We start from the raw sequence: 17,143 nt of genomic DNA, 5'->3' as shown, positions 1-17,143 counted from the left end.
AAATTACACCCAGTCTATGCCCTTTTTAAGCTTGCTCAGCGTCTCAAATTCAGGGGTTCCAGCATGTGGATGATGATTATAAATCCACTTAGCCATTGGAGGCAAGCTCATCAGTATAGATTCAATCCTGCCATTAGTTTCCAAGCCGAATTTAGTGCCTGAATCGTACACCAGGTTAAATTCGGCATACCGGCTGCGCCGCAGATATTGCCATTCCTGATGCGAGGCGTCAAACTCCATGTCCCGGTTTCTATCAATTAACTCAGTATAAGCAGGTAGGAATGTATTCCCAATAGCAACGGAAAAATCCAGGATCTTACCAAAAGACAATCCTGTATTTTCAGGCTTCAGTCTATCGTAAAATATGCCACCCACTCCCCTCGTTTCGTTGCGGTGCTTAATAAAGAAATAATCATCTGCTTGTTGCTTAAATTTAGAATAGAATGAGGAATCAAATTCATCACAGGTTTGCTTTAGCAGATGATGAAAATACCTGGCATCCGTATCTACCACATAGTGTGGTGTTAAGTCAATACCTCCACCAAACCAACGTGTCTGTTCGTCCATCTCAAAATATCTGATGTTCATGTGGATGATCGGCACAAATGGATTTCCAGGATGCATTACAATAGAAACACCAGTGGCAAAAAACTCATCACTATCAACTTTAAAAGCTTTTTTAACAGCTTCCGGAAGTTTACCGTGAACTGCAGAAAAATTAACTCCGCCTTTTTCAATCACATCTCCATTTTGCATTACACGGGTCCTGCCTCCACCTCCGCCTTCCCTACTCCATACCTCTTCTTCAAATTTTGCTTTACCATCTGCAAGTGCTAAACCTATACAAATTTCATCCTGAATTTTCTGGTACGCAGCTACCACCTGATCTTTAAAGTCCATAACCGTTAAATGAACTCAAAGTTAACTTTTAAAGGAGGCAATATGCCTCAAAATAGCAGATAGTACATTTTTTTGACACTATTCTTCAGTAAAGTTTAGATCTTTCCCATAGGTCTCATCAAGGTTATACAACGCAATATAAGCAACACCTACAGTAACAACTGCCAGTATAAGTCCTGAATTTATTACGCCATATCTTGCTGCCAAAAATTGGAATATCAAACTAACCAATATTAAAGATCCCCTAACCATATTAGGCACACTTGTAGTTACGGTAGCGCGTAAATTGGTACCAAAGTGCTCGGCAGACATGGTTACAAATACTACCCAATAACCTGTAAATAATCCAAAGAAAAAGCAAAGCACATAAAACTGGTTGGCAGTCCAGCCCGTATTCAGCAAATAAACCAACATCGCTATAAAAGTGAGTGTAATGGATACAAATACTACTTTTTTTCGCGTTTTAAAAAGCTGACTCAATGCTCCGCTCGCAAAATCACCCAGCGAAATTCCTATATAGGTAACCATAACACCCTTCCCATTATCCAACACATCAACCGCACCTAAAGCCTTTCCAAATACAGGTGAAATCCCCACTAGAATACCTACAACATACCACAACGGGATTGCAATCAATATACAGTTCAAATATTTAAAAAATCGTTTCCTATTGGTAAATAGCATCAGGAAGTTTCCTTTAACCACGTTCTTTTTAGCCATTTTCTCGAACATGCCAGATTCAAATACACCAAAACGCAGCAAAAGCAATATAACCCCAAGCCCACCACCCACAAAAAATGCAGTGCGCCACTCAAACAAATCTCCTACAATGTAAGCCGCAACTGCACCCATCAGTCCAATACCGGCCACTATCATAGTGCCATAACCACGCTTTTCCTTACTCATACTTTCGCTAACCAATGTAATTCCTGCGCCCAGTTCACCCGCTAACCCTATGCCCGCAATAAACCTAAATGCAGCATACATTGGTATAGTAGTAACAAACCCATTGGCAATGTTTGCAATTGAATACATAATAATAGACCCAAAAAGCACAGAGAGTCTTCCTTTCTTATCGCCCAAGGTCCCCCAAAAAATACCTCCTATTAATAGTCCTGCCATTTGCCAGTTCATTAAATTCAATCCGGTTTCAGTAATCTTATCAGCAGGCACACCTAAAGAAGACAAACTTTTATTCTTAATGATCAGGAATAAAAGCAGGTCATATATATCTACAAAATAGCCTAGAGAGGCCACTAGAATCAGAAAGAAAACTTTTTTATTATTATTAACAATGTTCATACAATTATTTTGGCTGCTGAAAGTACTAAAAACCCAAAGCAATAACAACTAAAATATACCCTTCAACTCCTTAGAATTTTTGTGGTGGTAGCATAATATTTGTTCACATCATTTCAAATGTTCAAGAAACTTTCTGATATTTAAACATCATGATTGTTTCAGAAAATACCCTTAAGTGGGGGCTATGTCTTTATCCTCCACTTTTATTTCAGCGCATTTGGGTTAAAAAATTTCATAAAGGCTTTCGTGGGGTCGAAGTTAAGATCAACAAGAGCTTGTTTAACAACAACTATAACAATTCTATTTTCGGCGGCACCATATATGCGGCTACAGATCCTTTTTATGCCCTGCTATTTGACCAGCTTCTACAACGCCAAGGCTTTAAAGTACGCATATGGTTAAAAAGTGCCTCCATACAGTATCTTAAGCCTGGCCGCAGTGACCTATACTTCACAATAAAAATCACCGATGATATGTTACAAGATGCCATTGAAGCGTTAAATACCAGTGGTAAATTTGTAAAAGCTTATCCCATGGAAATCACCAATGCTGAGGGCGAAATTTGTGCAACGGTAATGAACGAAGTATACATTAGAAATCTACATTCAGGTGAGAAGCCTCGTATTGCTTATTAAATGTTAAAGGAAGAGTCAAATGAACATCAAGAGATTAATCTTACAGGGCGAGGGAACTACACTGGATTTTAAGAAGACCATAACAAGTAATGAAAAGATCGCTAAAAGCCTGGTCGCATTTGCAAATAACAAAGGTGGACAGCTCCTTATAGGCGTAGCCGATGATGGAAGCATTAAAGGCGTCAAGTCTGAAGATGAAGAACGCTACATGATCACCAAGTCTGCTCATCAATTTTGCAAACCTGCAATAGAACCTGAGTTTGAAGAAGTATATGTGGATGATAAATTGGTTCTAGTGGTAAAAATTGCTCCCAGCAGCACAAAACCGCACTATGCACTTGACGAACAAAAGAAATGGTGGGTCTATTATCGCGTTAACGATAAAAGTATTTTAGCGAGTAAAATTATTATAGATGTCATTAAACAAAGTACAGCTAACAATGAGACATTAATTAGATATACAGACCAGGAAAAAAAGCTATTTGAATATTTACAGTTGGAAGGTCGAATCACGTTAAAACAGTTTAGCAAACTCACCAGGAGTTCTTATCGCCACGCACAAAAGATCATTGTGAGCCTAATCCTTGGTGGCATAATTAAACCCGTTACTTCCCAAAAAGAGGAATATTACATAACTGCGTAAGAAAATTAAAGTTAAAAAACCGACTTTTGCTCCAATGTTGAGCACCTTTTACAACAAATATAAGCCCTACTATAAAGACAACCTTCATCTAGCTCTACCTATTGTGGTATCCCAGCTAGGTCATACAATGGTTCACCTTGCCGATAGTGTGATTGTTGGTCATTTTGCCGGTACTATACAACTTGCAGCAGTTTCTCTGGTAAACAGTGTATTTATGCTCATTCTTGTTATTGGAATGGGGATTTCCTATGGCTTAACTCCACTTATTGCAAAAGAGAACGGCAGAAGTAATCATGAAGAATGCGGTAAATTGCTATCAAATAGCTTAATTATCAACTTTTGTATATCAATACTGCTTTACCTTCTTGTTCATCTTGGTTCTTTGTTTATAATTGATCATATCGGTCAATCTCCAGAGGTAGTCGCATACGCAAAGCCATATCTTGCACTCCTGGCCATATCTATTATTCCATTGCTCATTTTTCAAACTTTTAAGCAATTTACAGAAGGACTCGGCTTTACTAAACAAGCCATGTACATTTCTATTTGGGGTAATGTAATCAATGTTATTCTGGGCGTAATATTTGTCAAGGGCATGTTTGGTATAGCCCCAATGGGGGTTAAAGGTGTAGGACTTAGTACATTGATAGACCGGATACTTATGGCCATCGTCATGTTTATTTATGTGATGCGATCTGTACATTTTAAGAAATATATCCAAAGTTTTAAAATCACCTTCATCGATAAAGTAAGAGCCATGCAGATCATTAAGATCGGTGCTCCGGTTGCTATGCAATACTCTTTTGAAATCAGTGCATTTAGTGGTGCGGCGATACTTATCGGCACCATTGGGGCGGTAGAGCAGGCGGCTCACCAGGTAGCGATAAACCTTGCTGCTGTAACCTATATGATGGCAAGTGGAATCGCTTCAGCAGCCACTATTAAAACTGGCAACAATTTGGGCAAAAGAAACCTACTAGATCTCAGGAGATCGGCCATTGCTAGCTACCATGTCATTATTGTTTTTATGTTGATAACGGCCATCTTCTTTATTTTCGCAAATACCTTGCTGCCTTATATTTATACCGAAGATAAAGCTGTCATAGACATCGCAGCGCAGCTGCTCATTATTGCAGGTTTCTTCCAACTATTTGATGGCACCCAAGTAGTCGGCCTTGGTATTTTACGCGGCATTGGCGATGTAAACATACCTACAGTGATCACGTTTATCGCCTATTGGATTATTGGTATACCCCTGGCCTATTTTTTAGGATTCACATTAAATTTAGGGGTTAATGGCATATGGTACGGACTAACTTTTGGTTTGCTGGCAGCCTCCATCCTACTATTCTTTAGATTTCAGCAAAAAACAAGGCTGATTGTGTCTACCACATCAGGAGCATAAACACCACTGACGCTAATCAATAGAATGTTCTATCTTATAAATTGTAGTCTGGTGGTAAGTTTCACCAGGTCTTAATACTGTTGAAGGAAAATCAGGAATATTTATGCCGTTTGGATGATGCTGAGTTTCTATACAGAAAGATTCAAAAGGTTGATAAAGGGCCCCATTTTTGCCATTTTTAACATTGGTATATTTTGCGGTATAAAAATGAGTAACGGGCTCTGTTGTGTAAACTGAAAGTTTTAAGCCACCCGACGCCTCCGTGGTTTCAGAAGCTAATGTCAGTTCACCATATTGCTTATCCAGAACAAAAGTTTGATCGTAGCCTTCTGTAGGATCCCAATCCTTACCAATAGGCTTTGGTCCTAGGAAATCATAAATAGTGCCTTCTACAGGAATTAGTTTACCAGTCACAGTATAAGCATCGTCCTGTTCCAGGTAGTTGCTAGCAGGAATTCTTTGCACGTGGTTTGCAATTGAGCCTAAAGTGGGCGACAAGTTAAAATAGCCATGATGTGTTAAATTAATGGCTGTTGCTTCATCAGTTACGGCTTTGATGTCTATAATCAACTCATCTTCATCCGATAATTTATAAGTTACCTGAAGTGTTAAATTGCCAGGATAACCTTCTTCGCCAGCCGGACTAATATATTGGAGTGTAACGCTTGGATCTATAGTAGATAGCACATCCCACATCTTTTTATCAAAACCGAACTTTCCACCATGCAGAGAATTCCCATCTGCAGAGACAGAAAGATGATAAGTTTTATCATCAATTTGGAATTCTCCTCCTTTAACTCTATTGGCATAACGTCCAATGATTGCACCCAGATAAGGATAATTAGCTAAATAATTTTCACTAACGTATTGGTCTATGTCATCAAAGCCAAGAACAATATCCTGCTTATCGCCATTAACATTAGTGATAACAAATTTGCTAACTATAGCGCCATAGTTGTATATTTTTACATAAGTGCCTTTAGTATTAGTAAGTTCTATTCCTAGAATCTCTTTACCATCTATAATTTTACCGGTTCTTACAAGGTGAGTTTTCATACTTTGTACTATAAATTATGGATTGAAATTACTCGATTCGGTTCATATTTGTATATTAGAGACCGATTCGGTAGCGATGACAATACTATCAATACTTTATTAAAACTAAAACATTAATTTAAAAAATTACAATGAAAGCGGAATTAACCCAAAAATTCTTAGAAACATACCATCACGAAGCTACATCCAGTTATTTCACTCCAGGACGCGTCAACTTAATTGGCGAACATATTGACTACAACGGCGGTTTGGTTATGCCCTGTGCAGTAACGATGGGAACCTGGTTGATTATGGCGCCAAACAGCGATAAAATTTTGAGGTTTAAGAGTTTGAATTTTCCTGAAGAAACAGCTATTGAACTAAAAAAACAATATACCAAGACAGGTCCGGAATGGTTTAATTACCCACTTGGTGTTTTTAATGAATTGTTAAAAGAACATGAAATCCCTACCGGTATGGACATGTTGTTCTACGGAAATGTACCTATTGGTTCTGGTCTATCTTCTTCTGCATCTATTGAAGTAATTATGGCTTATGCCTTAAATGATTATTTCAATATGGGTTTAGAGAAAATACAGATTCCTTTGCTCGCTCAGAAAGTTGAAAACGAGTTTATAGGGGTTAATTGCGGTATCATGGATCAATTTGCTGTTGCTTTCGGTGAGGCTAACAAGGCGATTGTATTGAATTGTGATACTTTAAAATATAAGATTGTGGATTGTGATCTTGGCGATTATAACCTGGCTATTATCAATACCAACAAACCGCGTAAGCTGGCAGAATCTAAATACAACGAAAGAGTTAGTGAATGTCAGGAGGCACTTGCTGATCTAAATACAGAAATTAAATTGCATAACCTTTGTGAATTAAATTTCGAGAAATTTGCTTTGCACAGTCACCTGATCAAAGATGAAACCGTCTTAAAACGTGCTACTCATGTCATTAAAGAGAATGATCGAGTTGGCCTGGCAGCCAAAGCATTAAACAGTGGAGCCTTAGAAGAATTTGGCAGACTGATGTATGCTTCTCACCAATCACTTAAAGATTTATATGAAGTAACTGGCACTGAACTGGATACTGTTGTTGATTTTTGCAGAGATTATGATCATGTAATCGGAGCGCGTATGACGGGTGCTGGTTTTGGAGGTTGTGCCATTGCCCTACTTAAAAAAGGAATGGAAGAAGATTTTTCTAAACAGCTAACGGATTATTATGTAGAACGCATTGGCTATCCGATGGCTATTTACATTAGTGAAATTGGTAATGGTGCAAGTGCAATTTAAAAGCAACTAGGTTCTACTAATGGGGCGGTTAAAAAAAAAGATGCATGCATAAATTAAAATTAGACGAACTTAACCGGGTTTCTGTTGCAGAATTTAAAGAACAGGAAAAACTCCCTGTGGTGGTAGTGTTAGATAATGTTCGTAGCATGCACAACATAGGCTCAATTTTCAGAACCTCCGATTGTTTTTCAATTGATAAGTTGATTCTTTGTGGAATTACTGCACAGCCACCTCATCGCGAGATTGAGAAAACTGCATTAGGTGCCACACAATCTGTAAGTTGGCAACATTATGATACTACAATAGATGCGGTTGATGCCCTACGCAAAGAAGGGTATGTAATAATTGCCATAGAGCAGGCATCAGGAAGTACCATGCTCAACACTTTTACTTCTGCTAAAGATAAAAAGTACGCGTTAATATTTGGCAATGAGGTTAATGGTGTTGACGATGAGGTGATGAAGCAAATAGATGAGTGTTTAGAAATTCCTCAATTTGGCACCAAGCACTCCTTTAACATCACCATATCAGCAGGAATTGTGTTGTGGGATTTCTTTGCAAAATTAAGATTGTAATCAAAGGATCCGAAGAAAGCGTTAAAACGCTGGACAATAAAAAAACGGGTGCTCAACAATGTTGGCACCCGTTATATTTAATAAAGGAACTATTCTAATTTATGCGTAAGGGATACCATCTTTAGAAGGGAGACTGCTGTGTCCCATTAAATACTGATCTACTTTACGTGCAGCTTCGCGGCCTTCCGATATTGCCCATACTACTAAAGATTGACCGCGGCGCATATCACCTGCAGCAAAGATCTTTGCAATATTGGTTTGGTACTTACCTTCTTCTGCCTTCACATTACCACGGGCATCCAGCTCAACACCAAGTTTCTCTAACAAACCTTCCTTCTGAGGATGCAGGAAACCCATAGCCAATAAAACCAATTGACAAGGTAAATCCCTTTCGGTACCTGGAATTTCTTTAAAACCACTTGGTCTTCCAGAAGCATCTATCTCCCACTCCACATCTACTACCCTAACAGCCTTCAAGTTACCATTCTCATCCTTAATGAATTCTTTAGTATTGGTACTCCATCCACGCTCGCAACCTTCTTCATGAGAAGAAGTAACCTTAAGCACCATAGGATAAGTTGGCCAAGGCATATTGGGTGTTCTTGAAGATGCTGGCATCGGCATAATCTCAAACTGCATTACAGATTTTGCACCATGACGGTTGGATGTTCCCACACAATCAGAACCCGTATCACCACCACCAATTACAATTACATCTTTTCCAGTTGCGGTTAACGGTTCTCCACCGATATCAAAATTTCTTACCCGTTTGTTCTGCTGTTTTAAGAAGTCCATCGCAAAATGTACGCCTTTAGCATCTCTGCCAGGAGCAGGAAGATCGCGTGGAATGGTAGAACCACCAGCTAAAACGATAGACTGATAATCTCTCAATAAAGTGTTCAGTTCAACATTAATGCCCACATTGGAGTTACATTTAAACACTACACCCTCTTTTTCTAACAAAGCAATACGTCTTCTTACTACGTCTTTCTGTAATTTAAAATCAGGAATACCATAGTTCAATAAACCACCAGGAGTATCATCACGCTCGTAAACTACTACCTCATGACCAGCTTTATTCAATTGGGCTGCTGCCGCCATACCTGCCGGACCAGAACCAATCACTGCAACTCTTTTACCGGTACGGATCAAAGGTTGTTCTGCTTTGATGTAGCCTTTATCAAAAGCAATCTCTATAATGTGCTTCTCAATCTCTTCGATAGATACTGGCGATTTGTTAATCCCAAGCACACAGGCTGACTCACATGGAGCTGGACAAATTCTTCCGGTAAACTCCGGAAAGTTATTAGTGCTCAATAAGATAGTGGAAGCCAGGTGCCAATCACCTTTATAAACGGCATCGTTAAATTCAGGAATAACGTTACCAAGAGGACAACCCGACTGGCAAAAAGGAACACCACAATCCATACACCTGGCGGCTTCCTTACTAACCTGTTCAACTTCAAAGTTCTTAACGAACTCATTATAATGTTTTAAACGCTCTTTTGCATCTTCTTTTGCAGGAGCAGTTCTTTCATATTCTAAAAATCCAGTTACTTTTCCCATTGCTTAAGATATAGTTAGTTGGTTTGCTTTCTTTAATAATACTGCTTTATACTCTTTAGGGAATACTTTGATGAAATGTGCCGATTGAGTTGCCCAATCACTTAATAAAAATTTAGCTAAATTACTATCAGTCAGCTTCACATGCATTTTAAGTAAGTGGTTAATTCTTAACTCATCCTGCTCATCAAGCGGATCAAGATCTACCATTTCCTTATTGCATTTATTGGCAAAATCACCTTTAGAATCATATACCCAAGCCATACCACCACTCATACCTGCAGCAAAGTTAAAGCCGGTGCCACCAATAACAAGTACCTCACCACCGGTCATATACTCACAACCATGATCACCTAAACCCTCTACAACTGCTGTAGCACCAGAGTTACGCACCGCGAAACGCTCGCCTGCTTGTCCGCGCACATACAATTCACCACCTGTAGCTCCATATAAGGCTACGTTACCGATGATGATATTTTGCTCAGGAACATACTTCACGTTATTGAAAGGATAAATACTTAAACGGGCGCCGGATAAACCTTTACCTACATAATCATTTGCCTCACCTTCTAACTGTAGCGAGATTCCTTTAGCAGCAAAAGCACCGAAACTCTGACCAGCAGAACCCTTAAACTTAAAGTTTATGGTATCGGCTGGAAGTCCTTGTCCCTTATATATTTTAGAAACCTCGTTAGATAACATGGTACCGATAGCACGGTTGGTATTCTTTACATCAAACTCTGCATATATTGGTTCCTTAGTAGCCAACGCCGGAGCAGCAGCTTTCACCAATTGATGATCAAGAATCTCAGACAAACCATGATCCTGCTCTTCAGTTTGGTACAAGCTTAACCCATTATCTGGAGCTTTAAACAAGATAGCAGAAAGATCGAGGTCTTTTTGTTTCCAATCTTCTTCAGCAACAGCACGAACACCAAGCGCATCAGACTGACCAACCATTTCATGAATGGTTCTGAAACCAAGCTCAGCCATTGTTTCCCTTAGCTCTTGTGCTAAGAAATGGAATAGGTTCACTACATGATCAGCCTCACCAGTAAATAACTTACGCAAGTTTGGATCCTGAGTAGCCACACCAACCGGACAAGTATTCAAATGGCATTTACGCATCATGATACATCCAGCAGTAACCAAAGCAGCCGTAGCAACACCCCATTCTTCTGCGCCCAAAAGCGTAGCGATGGCAATATCTTTACCTGTTTTAAGCTGTCCGTCTGTTTGCAATACCACCCTGCTTCTTAACCTATTTTTCACAAGCGTTTGATGGGCTTCAGCTAAACCAAGCTCCCAAGGTAAACCAGCATGTTGTATAGAAGTTAAAGGAGAAGCACCAGTACCACCATCAAAGCCAGAAACCAGGATAACATCAGCATGCGCCTTAGCAACACCAGCTGCAATAGTGCCAACACCAGCTTTAGAAACCAGTTTTACATTGATCCTTGCCGCACGATTGGCATTCTTTAAATCGAAGATCAGCTGTGCTAAATCCTCTATAGAATAAATATCATGGTGTGGAGGCGGAGAAATCAAACCAACGCCAGGAGTAGCGTGACGAACCTTAGCAATCCAATCATCAACCTTATGGCCTGGAAGCTGACCACCTTCACCAGGTTTAGCACCTTGCGCCATTTTAATCTGCAGCTCATCCGCATTCGTTAAGTAGTAACTGGTTACTCCAAAACGTGCAGATGCAATCTGTTTAATAGCAGAGCGCATAGAATCACCATTAGGCAATACCTCATAGCGCAATTCATCTTCGCCACCCTCCCCAGTATTGCTACGGCCGCCTATGCGGTTCATCGCAATAGCCAGGGTTGAATGTGCCTCATGAGAGATGGAACCGAAAGACATAGCACCCGTAGCAAAGCGCTTCAGGATATTTTCAATTGGTTCAACTTCATCAATAGGTACAGCAGGACGATTGTATTTAAATTCAAACAATCCGCGGATGGTATAAGCTTGCAAAGTCTGCTCATTTACAAGCTTGGCGTATTGCTTATAAGTATTGTAATCATTTTTACGGGTTGCGTTCTGCAACAAGTGGATTGTTTGCGGGTTAAACAAATGCTGTTCACCTTTACGCTTCCATTGGTACTTACCACCTGTTGGTAATATCGTATCAGGACGGGTAGCCGATTTGAAGATCCTGTTGTGTTTAATCAGGGTCTCACGGGCAATCTCATCCAAGCCTAATCCACCTATTCTTGAAACAGCACCGGTAAAATACTTATCTACTACCGATTTGTTGATGCCCAATATTTCGAAGATCTGAGCACCATGGTAAGATTGTAAAGTAGATATTCCCATTTTAGAGAAGATCTTCAACAAACCTCCATTGATAGAATAAATGTAATTACTAATCAGCTTTTCAGCCTTAATACCAGATTCAGCCTCAAAACCTTTGATGGTTTCTAATGCCAGGTATGGGTTAATTGCAGTAGCACCGAAACCAATTAAGGTAGCAAAATGGTGCACTTCCCAAACATCACCAGCCTCAACCACAATACCAACCGCACCACGATAACCTTTACGAATCAAGTGATGGTGTACTGCAGAAACAGCCAATAAAGAAGGAATAGCAGCATGTTCAGAATCAAGGGCCCTGTCAGACAATATAATTACCTGGAAACCATCTTCCACAGCATCAACAGCATAGCGGCACAAACGCTCTATACCTTTAGCCATAGAACCAGCCTTACCATCTGCGCGGAAGTAGGTCTGCAAAGTTTTAGACTGAAATACACCAGTATCAATACTTCTCAGTTTCTCTAATTCAGTATTGGTCAATATAGGATGCTTTATGCCAACACAGTGACACTGCATGGCAGTTTCCTCTAAAAGATTACCATTGGCACCCATAAAACCCGCAAGGCTCATTACCACCTTTTCCCTGATCGGGTCAATTGGTGGATTGGTAACCTGTGCAAATAATTGTTTAAAATAAGAAGACAAGTGTTGTGGCTTTTGAGAAAGCACAGCTAAAGGAATATCAGTTCCCATAGAACCAATGGCCTCCTTACCTTCAACAGCCATAGGCTTCAACAACAAATCAATGTCCTCCCTGCTGTACCCAAAAACTTGTTGGTAACGGAAAATAGATTCCTCAGAAAGACCACTAAATACTACGCGGGGCTCCGGAAGCTCTTCCAGTTTAATCTGATACTTGTTGATCCACTCGGCATAAGGCTTGCTGCCACAAACTTGTTGTTTAATTTCCGTATCAGAAATGATGCGACCTTGCTCCATGTCCACAACAAACATTTTACCAGGTGTTAAACGGCCTTTTTCAATAATCTTGCTTTGATCTAATGCAACTGCACCAGCCTCAGAAGCCATAATAACAATATCATCAGAAGTAATGGCATAACGCTGAGGGCGTAAACCATTTCGATCTAATGTAGCACCAATCAAATTACCATCTGTAAAAGAAACAGCCGCAGGCCCGTCCCATGGCTCCATTAAAGTAGCATGGAATTTATAGAAGGCTTGCTTTAATTCGTCCATGTCTTCATTACCATCCCAAGCTTCAGGGATCAGCATCATGAGAACATGCGGCAAAGAACGTCCTGAGTGCAATAACAACTCAACTACGTTATCCAAACAACCAGAATCAGAGTTGGTCTCATCAATTACCGGAAGCAGGATATTTAATTCTTCAGCAGTGAAATAAGCAGAAGCAAACGATTTAACACTAGCGCGGAACCAGTTTAAGTTACCTTGCAAAGTGTTGATCTCACCGTTGTGCGCAATGTAGCGGAATGGCTGGGCCAAGCGCCAGGAAGGGAAAGTATTGGTAGCAAAACGTGAGTGGATCAAACCAAAAGCAGAAACCACACGCTTGTCGCTAAGCTCCGTAAAGTAAGTACGAACCTGTAAAGAGGTTAGCTGACCTTTATATACAATGGTACGGGAAGAAAAAGATGCAATGTAAAATTCGTGATTAATTCCCTTAACCGTGTTATTAATTGTTTTAAGCAGGTAGTTTTTGAAAACATACAATTTACGCTCAAAATCCGCACCTGCGGCAATATTGTTTGGACGGGCAATAAATACCTGCTCCATTTCGGGCTCTACAGACAATGCCATATCTCCAATACCATCAGTATTGGTCAGCACTTTTCTAAAGCCTAAAACTTCAACGTTTAATTTTTCTGCAGCCCGGTAAATGATCTCCCTGCACTCTTCTCTCGCTCTTACATCTTTCGGTAAAAAAAGCATGCCTACACCATAATCTCCCGATTCATTTAAGCTGAAGCCAATTTTAAGGCATTCGTCGTAAAGAAATTCGTGGGGGATCTGGATCATAATACCTGCACCATCGCCGGTATTGATTTCAGCTCCGCATGCTCCGCGGTGATCAAGATTTTCAAGAATGGTTATTGCATCGGAAATGATCTGTTGTGACTTTCTGCCTTTGATGTGGGCCACAAATCCGATACCGCATGCGTCGTGCTCAAAACGCTGGTCATATAACCCCTGGTTATCTTGGTTTGGTTCCATAAGTATCGTTTAGTTAGTAATTCGGTATAGTGTATTAGTGACACTAAGTTATAAAAAAATATTAACGTATTATAATAATGGCATCCTTTTTAAAAATTACATAGTAGTTTTTAAAGGAAGGGATGCAAAATTAACACATTTGTAATTTAAGACATTATATTTTACGAAAATGATATTGCTGTTATTTAGAATTATTTTAGCTTAAAAGGGCTTTTTAACGCCACTTTAAATATAGTTTTATTTAAATTTAAGCAAATTAATCTAACAATCAATCACTTAACTAACAAACGCTTTTATTTCCTAAAAAATTGCCCATTTAGTTTTTGTAGATTCAATTGTATTGCTACTTTTGTGCCGGGCAAGTCTTTTACGATCAGCTCCTTTTGAACTCCCCCAGGTCGGGAACGAAGCAAGGGTAGAAAGTTGTAGCGATGCGATAAGAGGTGCTTGCCCATTTTTACTTTCCTTAAGTAAAAATGGTTTTCTCCAGACAGATATTCTAAAAAAATCTTCATCACTTACATTCTAATTTCTTAATTTAGCCATATCTAATTTGCTTTGCCCTACAAATTTATATTTGGCAGACTTATTAAAACCCCAATTATCACCAAAAACTTAAATAAAAATAGCATGAAATTTTTCATTGATACCGCTAACCTAGACCAGATTAAAGAGGCTCAAGACCTAGGTATACTAGACGGAGTAACTACTAACCCAAGCTTAATGGCTAAAGAAGGCATTAGCGGCGACGAGAAAGTAGCCGCGCATTATAAAGCGATTTGCAATATTGTAGACGATAACGTTAGCGCAGAAGTTATTGCGGTAAATTTTGATGAGATGGTTAAAGAAGGGGAAGCATTAGCTGCTTTAGATCCTAAAATCGTAGTGAAGGTTCCAATGATCAAAGACGGAATCAAAGCCATCAAATATTTTTCTTCTAAAGGCATTAAAACCAACTGTACACTTATTTTTAGTGCCGGACAGGCTCTTTTAGCTGCAAAAGCAGGTGCAACATACGTATCTCCGTTTTTAGGTCGTTTAGATGACATAGGTTCAGAAGGTTTAACACTTGTGGAAGACATCCGTTTGATTTTTGATAATTACGGCTACCCTACTCAAATCCTTGCAGCGTCAATCCGCGGACCATTACACATAATCGCTTGTGCAAAATTAGGTGCAGATGTAATGACCGGACCATTGTCGGCAATTTTAGGATTATTAAAACACCCATTAACTGATAGCGGTTTGGCAACATTCCTTGCAGATCACAAAAAAGCAGCTGCTTCTGTAGCTTAGTGGTTAATACCTATAAAAAGGCATCGCTGATTAATTTCAGCGAGGCCTTTTTATATGAAAAAGATATTACTTATTATTTTTTGTAAGTTTTAGAACCGCGTCAGAGTAGTTCTTCATTTCATTACCTTCCAGAACACGCTTCACCAGATCGTAATCAATAGCCTCATCTGGCACAATCTCTATACCCTTCACTCCTGCTCCATTGGCAGCATCCACATCACGAGGCTTGTCACCAATCATCACAGACAAAGCCGGATCTATATTATAGGTAGCAATAGCCTCCAACAACATGCCAGACTTAGGCTTGCGACAAGCACAATCTCCAGTAACAGTTGGATGATGCGGACAATAATAGGCGTGTGTAATCACCGCACTCTGTGCTTCAAACTTCTCGAACAGTTCCTGGTGCATTTTAGCCAGTTCCTCTTCCGTATAACGTTTTAAAGCAATACCACCCTGATTGGTAATTACAATGAGCATATAACCTTCATCGTAAAACTTCTTTAGCGGAGGAATTTGGTATTCCAGTACCTCAAAATCTTCAATCCTGGTAATGTAATCGTAAATCTCGTGATTCAGTACCCCGTCCCTATCTAAAAAAATTGCCTTGTTCATCATGTATTCTTTAATGTATCTTGCTTATAAATTATTGATTCCCAAATATGGGGATATAATACAGGATAGTGAAAAGTTGAATAGAAATTTAAACAAAAGAGCCTTTAAACTGTTATACAAACACTTAAAATAAGAACCATATTATGCCTTACATTAAAAAAAACTCCGAGAACACCAATTCTGTTAACATTTATTTCGAAGACATTGGTCGCGGAAAACCAGTTGTATTAATTCACGGTTGGCCGGTATCACACGAGATGTGGGAATATCAGGTAAATGCATTGGTTGAAGCTGGTTATCGTTGCATATCTTATGACAGACGTGGTTTCGGCCAGTCTGATAAGCCATGGGACAATTACGATTATGATACCCTGGCAGACGACTTGCACGAAGTATTGCTTGCCTTAAACTTAACAGACGTTACTTTAGTAGGCTTCTCTATGGGTGGCGGCGAAGTAGTACGCTATTTGGGCAGATATGGCTCATCCAGAGTAACCAAAGCAGTGTTGGTGAGCACAGTAGTGCCCCTATTATTAAAAACTGAAGACCATGAAGAAGGCGTACCATTAGAAGTATTTGACGGAATGGTTGCTAATCTTCACAATGACAGACCTGCATTCTTAAAAGAATTTGGCAAGGGATTCTTTAGCGAAGGAGTCTTAAACAAACCAGTAAGCGAAGAAATTCAGCATTGGATGTGGAATTTAGCCATGGTGGCTAGTCCGCGTGCTACCACACAATGCGTACGCTCTTTCTCAGAAACTGATTTCAGAACTGACTTGAGTACCATTATGATTCCTGTAATGATCGTTCATGGTAATGATGATAAAATTGTACCAATTGGAGCGACCAGTGAATTGACATCACTTCAATTACCAAATGCTGCATATTATAGAATTGAGGGTGGTCCGCATGGATTATTCATTACCCATAAGGCCGAATTGAACCAATTAATGATCAATTTTATCGCTTAAGTATAATTAATTAGACTAAGAATCAGTGCGGTAAGCGATTTATCAGATTATAATTTGCAGATTAGTTATCGTACTTCTATATTTGCACCACTTTAAACGGAAACGTTTAAAGTAAAGTTCTAAAAGAACTTTGATTCCGTAGCTCAGCTGGTAGAGCATTACACTTTTAATGTAGTGGTCCTGGGTTCGAATCCCAGCGGGATCACAGAAATGCAAAAACCATCTTTATTTAATTTAAAGATGGTTTTTTGTTTTTTGCCCATTTTGGAACCCTGCTTAAAATGGATCAATACCAAATGTTGTGGAGCAGGGACACTTTTTTCTTTTTTAGGCATAGAGTTGTGTTAATCTGTAAAGGAAGAATTCTATGTTTTTAAC

13 protein-coding genes, 1 tRNA gene and 1 other RNA gene are annotated in these 17,143 nt (G+C 39.4%); 9 read left to right on the top strand and 6 right to left on the bottom strand.

Annotated features, from left to right (window positions below; translation table 11 throughout):
- Positions 1–3: 3 nt before the first annotated feature.
- Both hemF and ACVWYN_RS16025 read right to left on the bottom strand, forming a co-directional pair.
- Positions 4–900: an oxygen-dependent coproporphyrinogen oxidase gene (hemF, locus tag ACVWYN_RS16030; protein ID WP_457289892.1), complete on the bottom strand. Its 897-nt coding sequence runs from the start codon at positions 898–900 to the stop codon at positions 4–6.
- Between the two features lie 78 nt (positions 901–978).
- Positions 979–2,202, bottom strand: coding sequence for an MFS transporter (locus ACVWYN_RS16025; protein ID WP_457289891.1), 1,224 nt, complete (start codon positions 2,200–2,202; stop codon positions 979–981).
- 149 nt (positions 2,203–2,351) lie between these two features.
- Here ACVWYN_RS16025 and ACVWYN_RS16020 point away from each other — a divergent pair, with 149 nt between their 5' ends.
- Genes ACVWYN_RS16020 through ACVWYN_RS16010 form a run of 3 tightly spaced genes read left to right on the top strand, consistent with a single transcriptional unit; the run spans position 2,352 to position 4,885 of the window.
- Positions 2,352–2,837, top strand: coding sequence for a YiiD C-terminal domain-containing protein (locus tag ACVWYN_RS16020; protein ID WP_457289890.1), 486 nt, complete (start codon positions 2,352–2,354; stop codon positions 2,835–2,837).
- A 19-nt stretch (positions 2,838–2,856) separates the two neighbouring features.
- Entirely contained in the window at positions 2,857–3,480 is a 624-nt protein-coding gene (locus ACVWYN_RS16015) for an RNA-binding domain-containing protein (protein ID WP_457289889.1), read from the top strand.
- A 34-nt stretch (positions 3,481–3,514) separates the two neighbouring features.
- A complete protein-coding gene (locus ACVWYN_RS16010; RefSeq protein ID WP_457289888.1) occupies positions 3,515–4,885 on the top strand; it encodes an MATE family efflux transporter in 1,371 nt (456 codons plus the stop codon).
- 12 nt (positions 4,886–4,897) lie between these two features.
- Here the strand turns inward: ACVWYN_RS16010 and ACVWYN_RS16005 are convergent, their stop codons facing one another.
- Positions 4,898–5,941 (bottom strand): aldose epimerase family protein, encoded by a 1,044-nt coding sequence (locus tag ACVWYN_RS16005; protein WP_457289887.1) that lies wholly within the window; start codon positions 5,939–5,941, stop codon positions 4,898–4,900.
- Between the two features lie 131 nt (positions 5,942–6,072).
- Between ACVWYN_RS16005 and ACVWYN_RS16000 the strand changes: the two genes are divergently transcribed.
- Together ACVWYN_RS16000 and ACVWYN_RS15995 are read left to right on the top strand one after the other, a co-directional pair.
- Positions 6,073–7,224 carry a galactokinase gene (locus tag ACVWYN_RS16000; protein ID WP_457289886.1) on the top strand — a complete coding sequence of 384 codons (1,152 nt, stop codon included), beginning with the start codon at positions 6,073–6,075 and terminating at the stop codon, positions 7,222–7,224.
- A 44-nt stretch (positions 7,225–7,268) separates the two neighbouring features.
- Positions 7,269–7,799: an RNA methyltransferase gene (locus ACVWYN_RS15995; protein ID WP_457289885.1), complete on the top strand. Its 531-nt coding sequence runs from the start codon at positions 7,269–7,271 to the stop codon at positions 7,797–7,799.
- Between the two features lie 99 nt (positions 7,800–7,898).
- Here the strand turns inward: ACVWYN_RS15995 and ACVWYN_RS15990 are convergent, their stop codons facing one another.
- Both ACVWYN_RS15990 and gltB read right to left on the bottom strand, forming a co-directional pair.
- Complete coding sequence (locus ACVWYN_RS15990; protein WP_457289884.1) at positions 7,899–9,365, bottom strand: glutamate synthase subunit beta; 1,467 nt, start codon at positions 9,363–9,365, stop codon at positions 7,899–7,901.
- Between the two features lie 3 nt (positions 9,366–9,368).
- A complete protein-coding gene (gene gltB, locus ACVWYN_RS15985) occupies positions 9,369–13,880 on the bottom strand; it encodes a glutamate synthase large subunit (protein WP_457289883.1) in 4,512 nt (1,503 codons plus the stop codon).
- A gap of 356 nt (positions 13,881–14,236) precedes the next feature.
- Between gltB and ffs the strand changes: the two genes are divergently transcribed.
- Positions 14,237–14,336: signal recognition particle sRNA small type (ffs, locus tag ACVWYN_RS15980), an RNA gene on the top strand.
- Positions 14,337–14,510: 174 nt separating this feature from the next.
- Positions 14,511–15,176 (top strand): fructose-6-phosphate aldolase, encoded by a 666-nt coding sequence (fsa, locus tag ACVWYN_RS15975; protein WP_457289882.1) that lies wholly within the window; start codon positions 14,511–14,513, stop codon positions 15,174–15,176.
- A 66-nt stretch (positions 15,177–15,242) separates the two neighbouring features.
- On the opposite strand, the gene ACVWYN_RS15970 is transcribed toward fsa, so the two are convergent.
- Positions 15,243–15,794, bottom strand: a complete 552-nt coding sequence (locus tag ACVWYN_RS15970) for a D-glycero-alpha-D-manno-heptose-1,7-bisphosphate 7-phosphatase (RefSeq protein WP_457289881.1) — start codon at positions 15,792–15,794, stop codon at positions 15,243–15,245.
- A 140-nt stretch (positions 15,795–15,934) separates the two neighbouring features.
- On the opposite strand from ACVWYN_RS15970, the gene ACVWYN_RS15965 reads away from it, so the two are divergent.
- Together ACVWYN_RS15965 and ACVWYN_RS15960 are read left to right on the top strand one after the other, a co-directional pair.
- The gene (locus tag ACVWYN_RS15965) at positions 15,935–16,765 is read left to right on the top strand and encodes an alpha/beta fold hydrolase (RefSeq protein WP_457289880.1); all 831 of its coding nucleotides are present in this window, start codon (positions 15,935–15,937) and stop codon (positions 16,763–16,765) included.
- Positions 16,766–16,897: 132 nt separating this feature from the next.
- Positions 16,898–16,970 (top strand) — tRNA-Lys (locus ACVWYN_RS15960).
- Positions 16,971–17,143 lie beyond the last annotated feature (173 nt).

The organism is Pedobacter sp. UYP24, from assembly GCF_054057295.1.
Note: the sequence above shows the minus strand (reverse complement) of the source record. Positions and strands in the feature narration are given on the sequence as shown.

What these genes read in the sequence shown, in the direction of transcription:
- hemF (WP_457289892.1), bottom strand. Translation starts at nt 900, where the DNA reads ATGGACTTTAAAGATCAGGTGGTAGCTGCGTACCAGAAAATTCAGGAT.
- ACVWYN_RS16025 (WP_457289891.1), bottom strand. Translation starts at nt 2,202, where the DNA reads ATGAACATTGTTAATAATAATAAAAAAGTTTTCTTTCTGATTCTAGTG.
- ACVWYN_RS16020 (WP_457289890.1), top strand. Translation starts at nt 2,352, where the DNA reads ATGATTGTTTCAGAAAATACCCTTAAGTGGGGGCTATGTCTTTATCCT.
- ACVWYN_RS16015 (WP_457289889.1), top strand. Translation starts at nt 2,857, where the DNA reads ATGAACATCAAGAGATTAATCTTACAGGGCGAGGGAACTACACTGGAT.
- ACVWYN_RS16010 (WP_457289888.1), top strand. Translation starts at nt 3,515, where the DNA reads ATGTTGAGCACCTTTTACAACAAATATAAGCCCTACTATAAAGACAAC.
- ACVWYN_RS16005 (WP_457289887.1), bottom strand. Translation starts at nt 5,941, where the DNA reads ATGAAAACTCACCTTGTAAGAACCGGTAAAATTATAGATGGTAAAGAG.
- ACVWYN_RS16000 (WP_457289886.1), top strand. Translation starts at nt 6,073, where the DNA reads ATGAAAGCGGAATTAACCCAAAAATTCTTAGAAACATACCATCACGAA.
- ACVWYN_RS15995 (WP_457289885.1), top strand. Translation starts at nt 7,269, where the DNA reads ATGCATAAATTAAAATTAGACGAACTTAACCGGGTTTCTGTTGCAGAA.
- ACVWYN_RS15990 (WP_457289884.1), bottom strand. Translation starts at nt 9,365, where the DNA reads ATGGGAAAAGTAACTGGATTTTTAGAATATGAAAGAACTGCTCCTGCA.
- gltB (WP_457289883.1), bottom strand. Translation starts at nt 13,880, where the DNA reads ATGGAACCAAACCAAGATAACCAGGGGTTATATGACCAGCGTTTTGAG.
- fsa (WP_457289882.1), top strand. Translation starts at nt 14,511, where the DNA reads ATGAAATTTTTCATTGATACCGCTAACCTAGACCAGATTAAAGAGGCT.
- ACVWYN_RS15970 (WP_457289881.1), bottom strand. Translation starts at nt 15,794, where the DNA reads ATGATGAACAAGGCAATTTTTTTAGATAGGGACGGGGTACTGAATCAC.
- ACVWYN_RS15965 (WP_457289880.1), top strand. Translation starts at nt 15,935, where the DNA reads ATGCCTTACATTAAAAAAAACTCCGAGAACACCAATTCTGTTAACATT.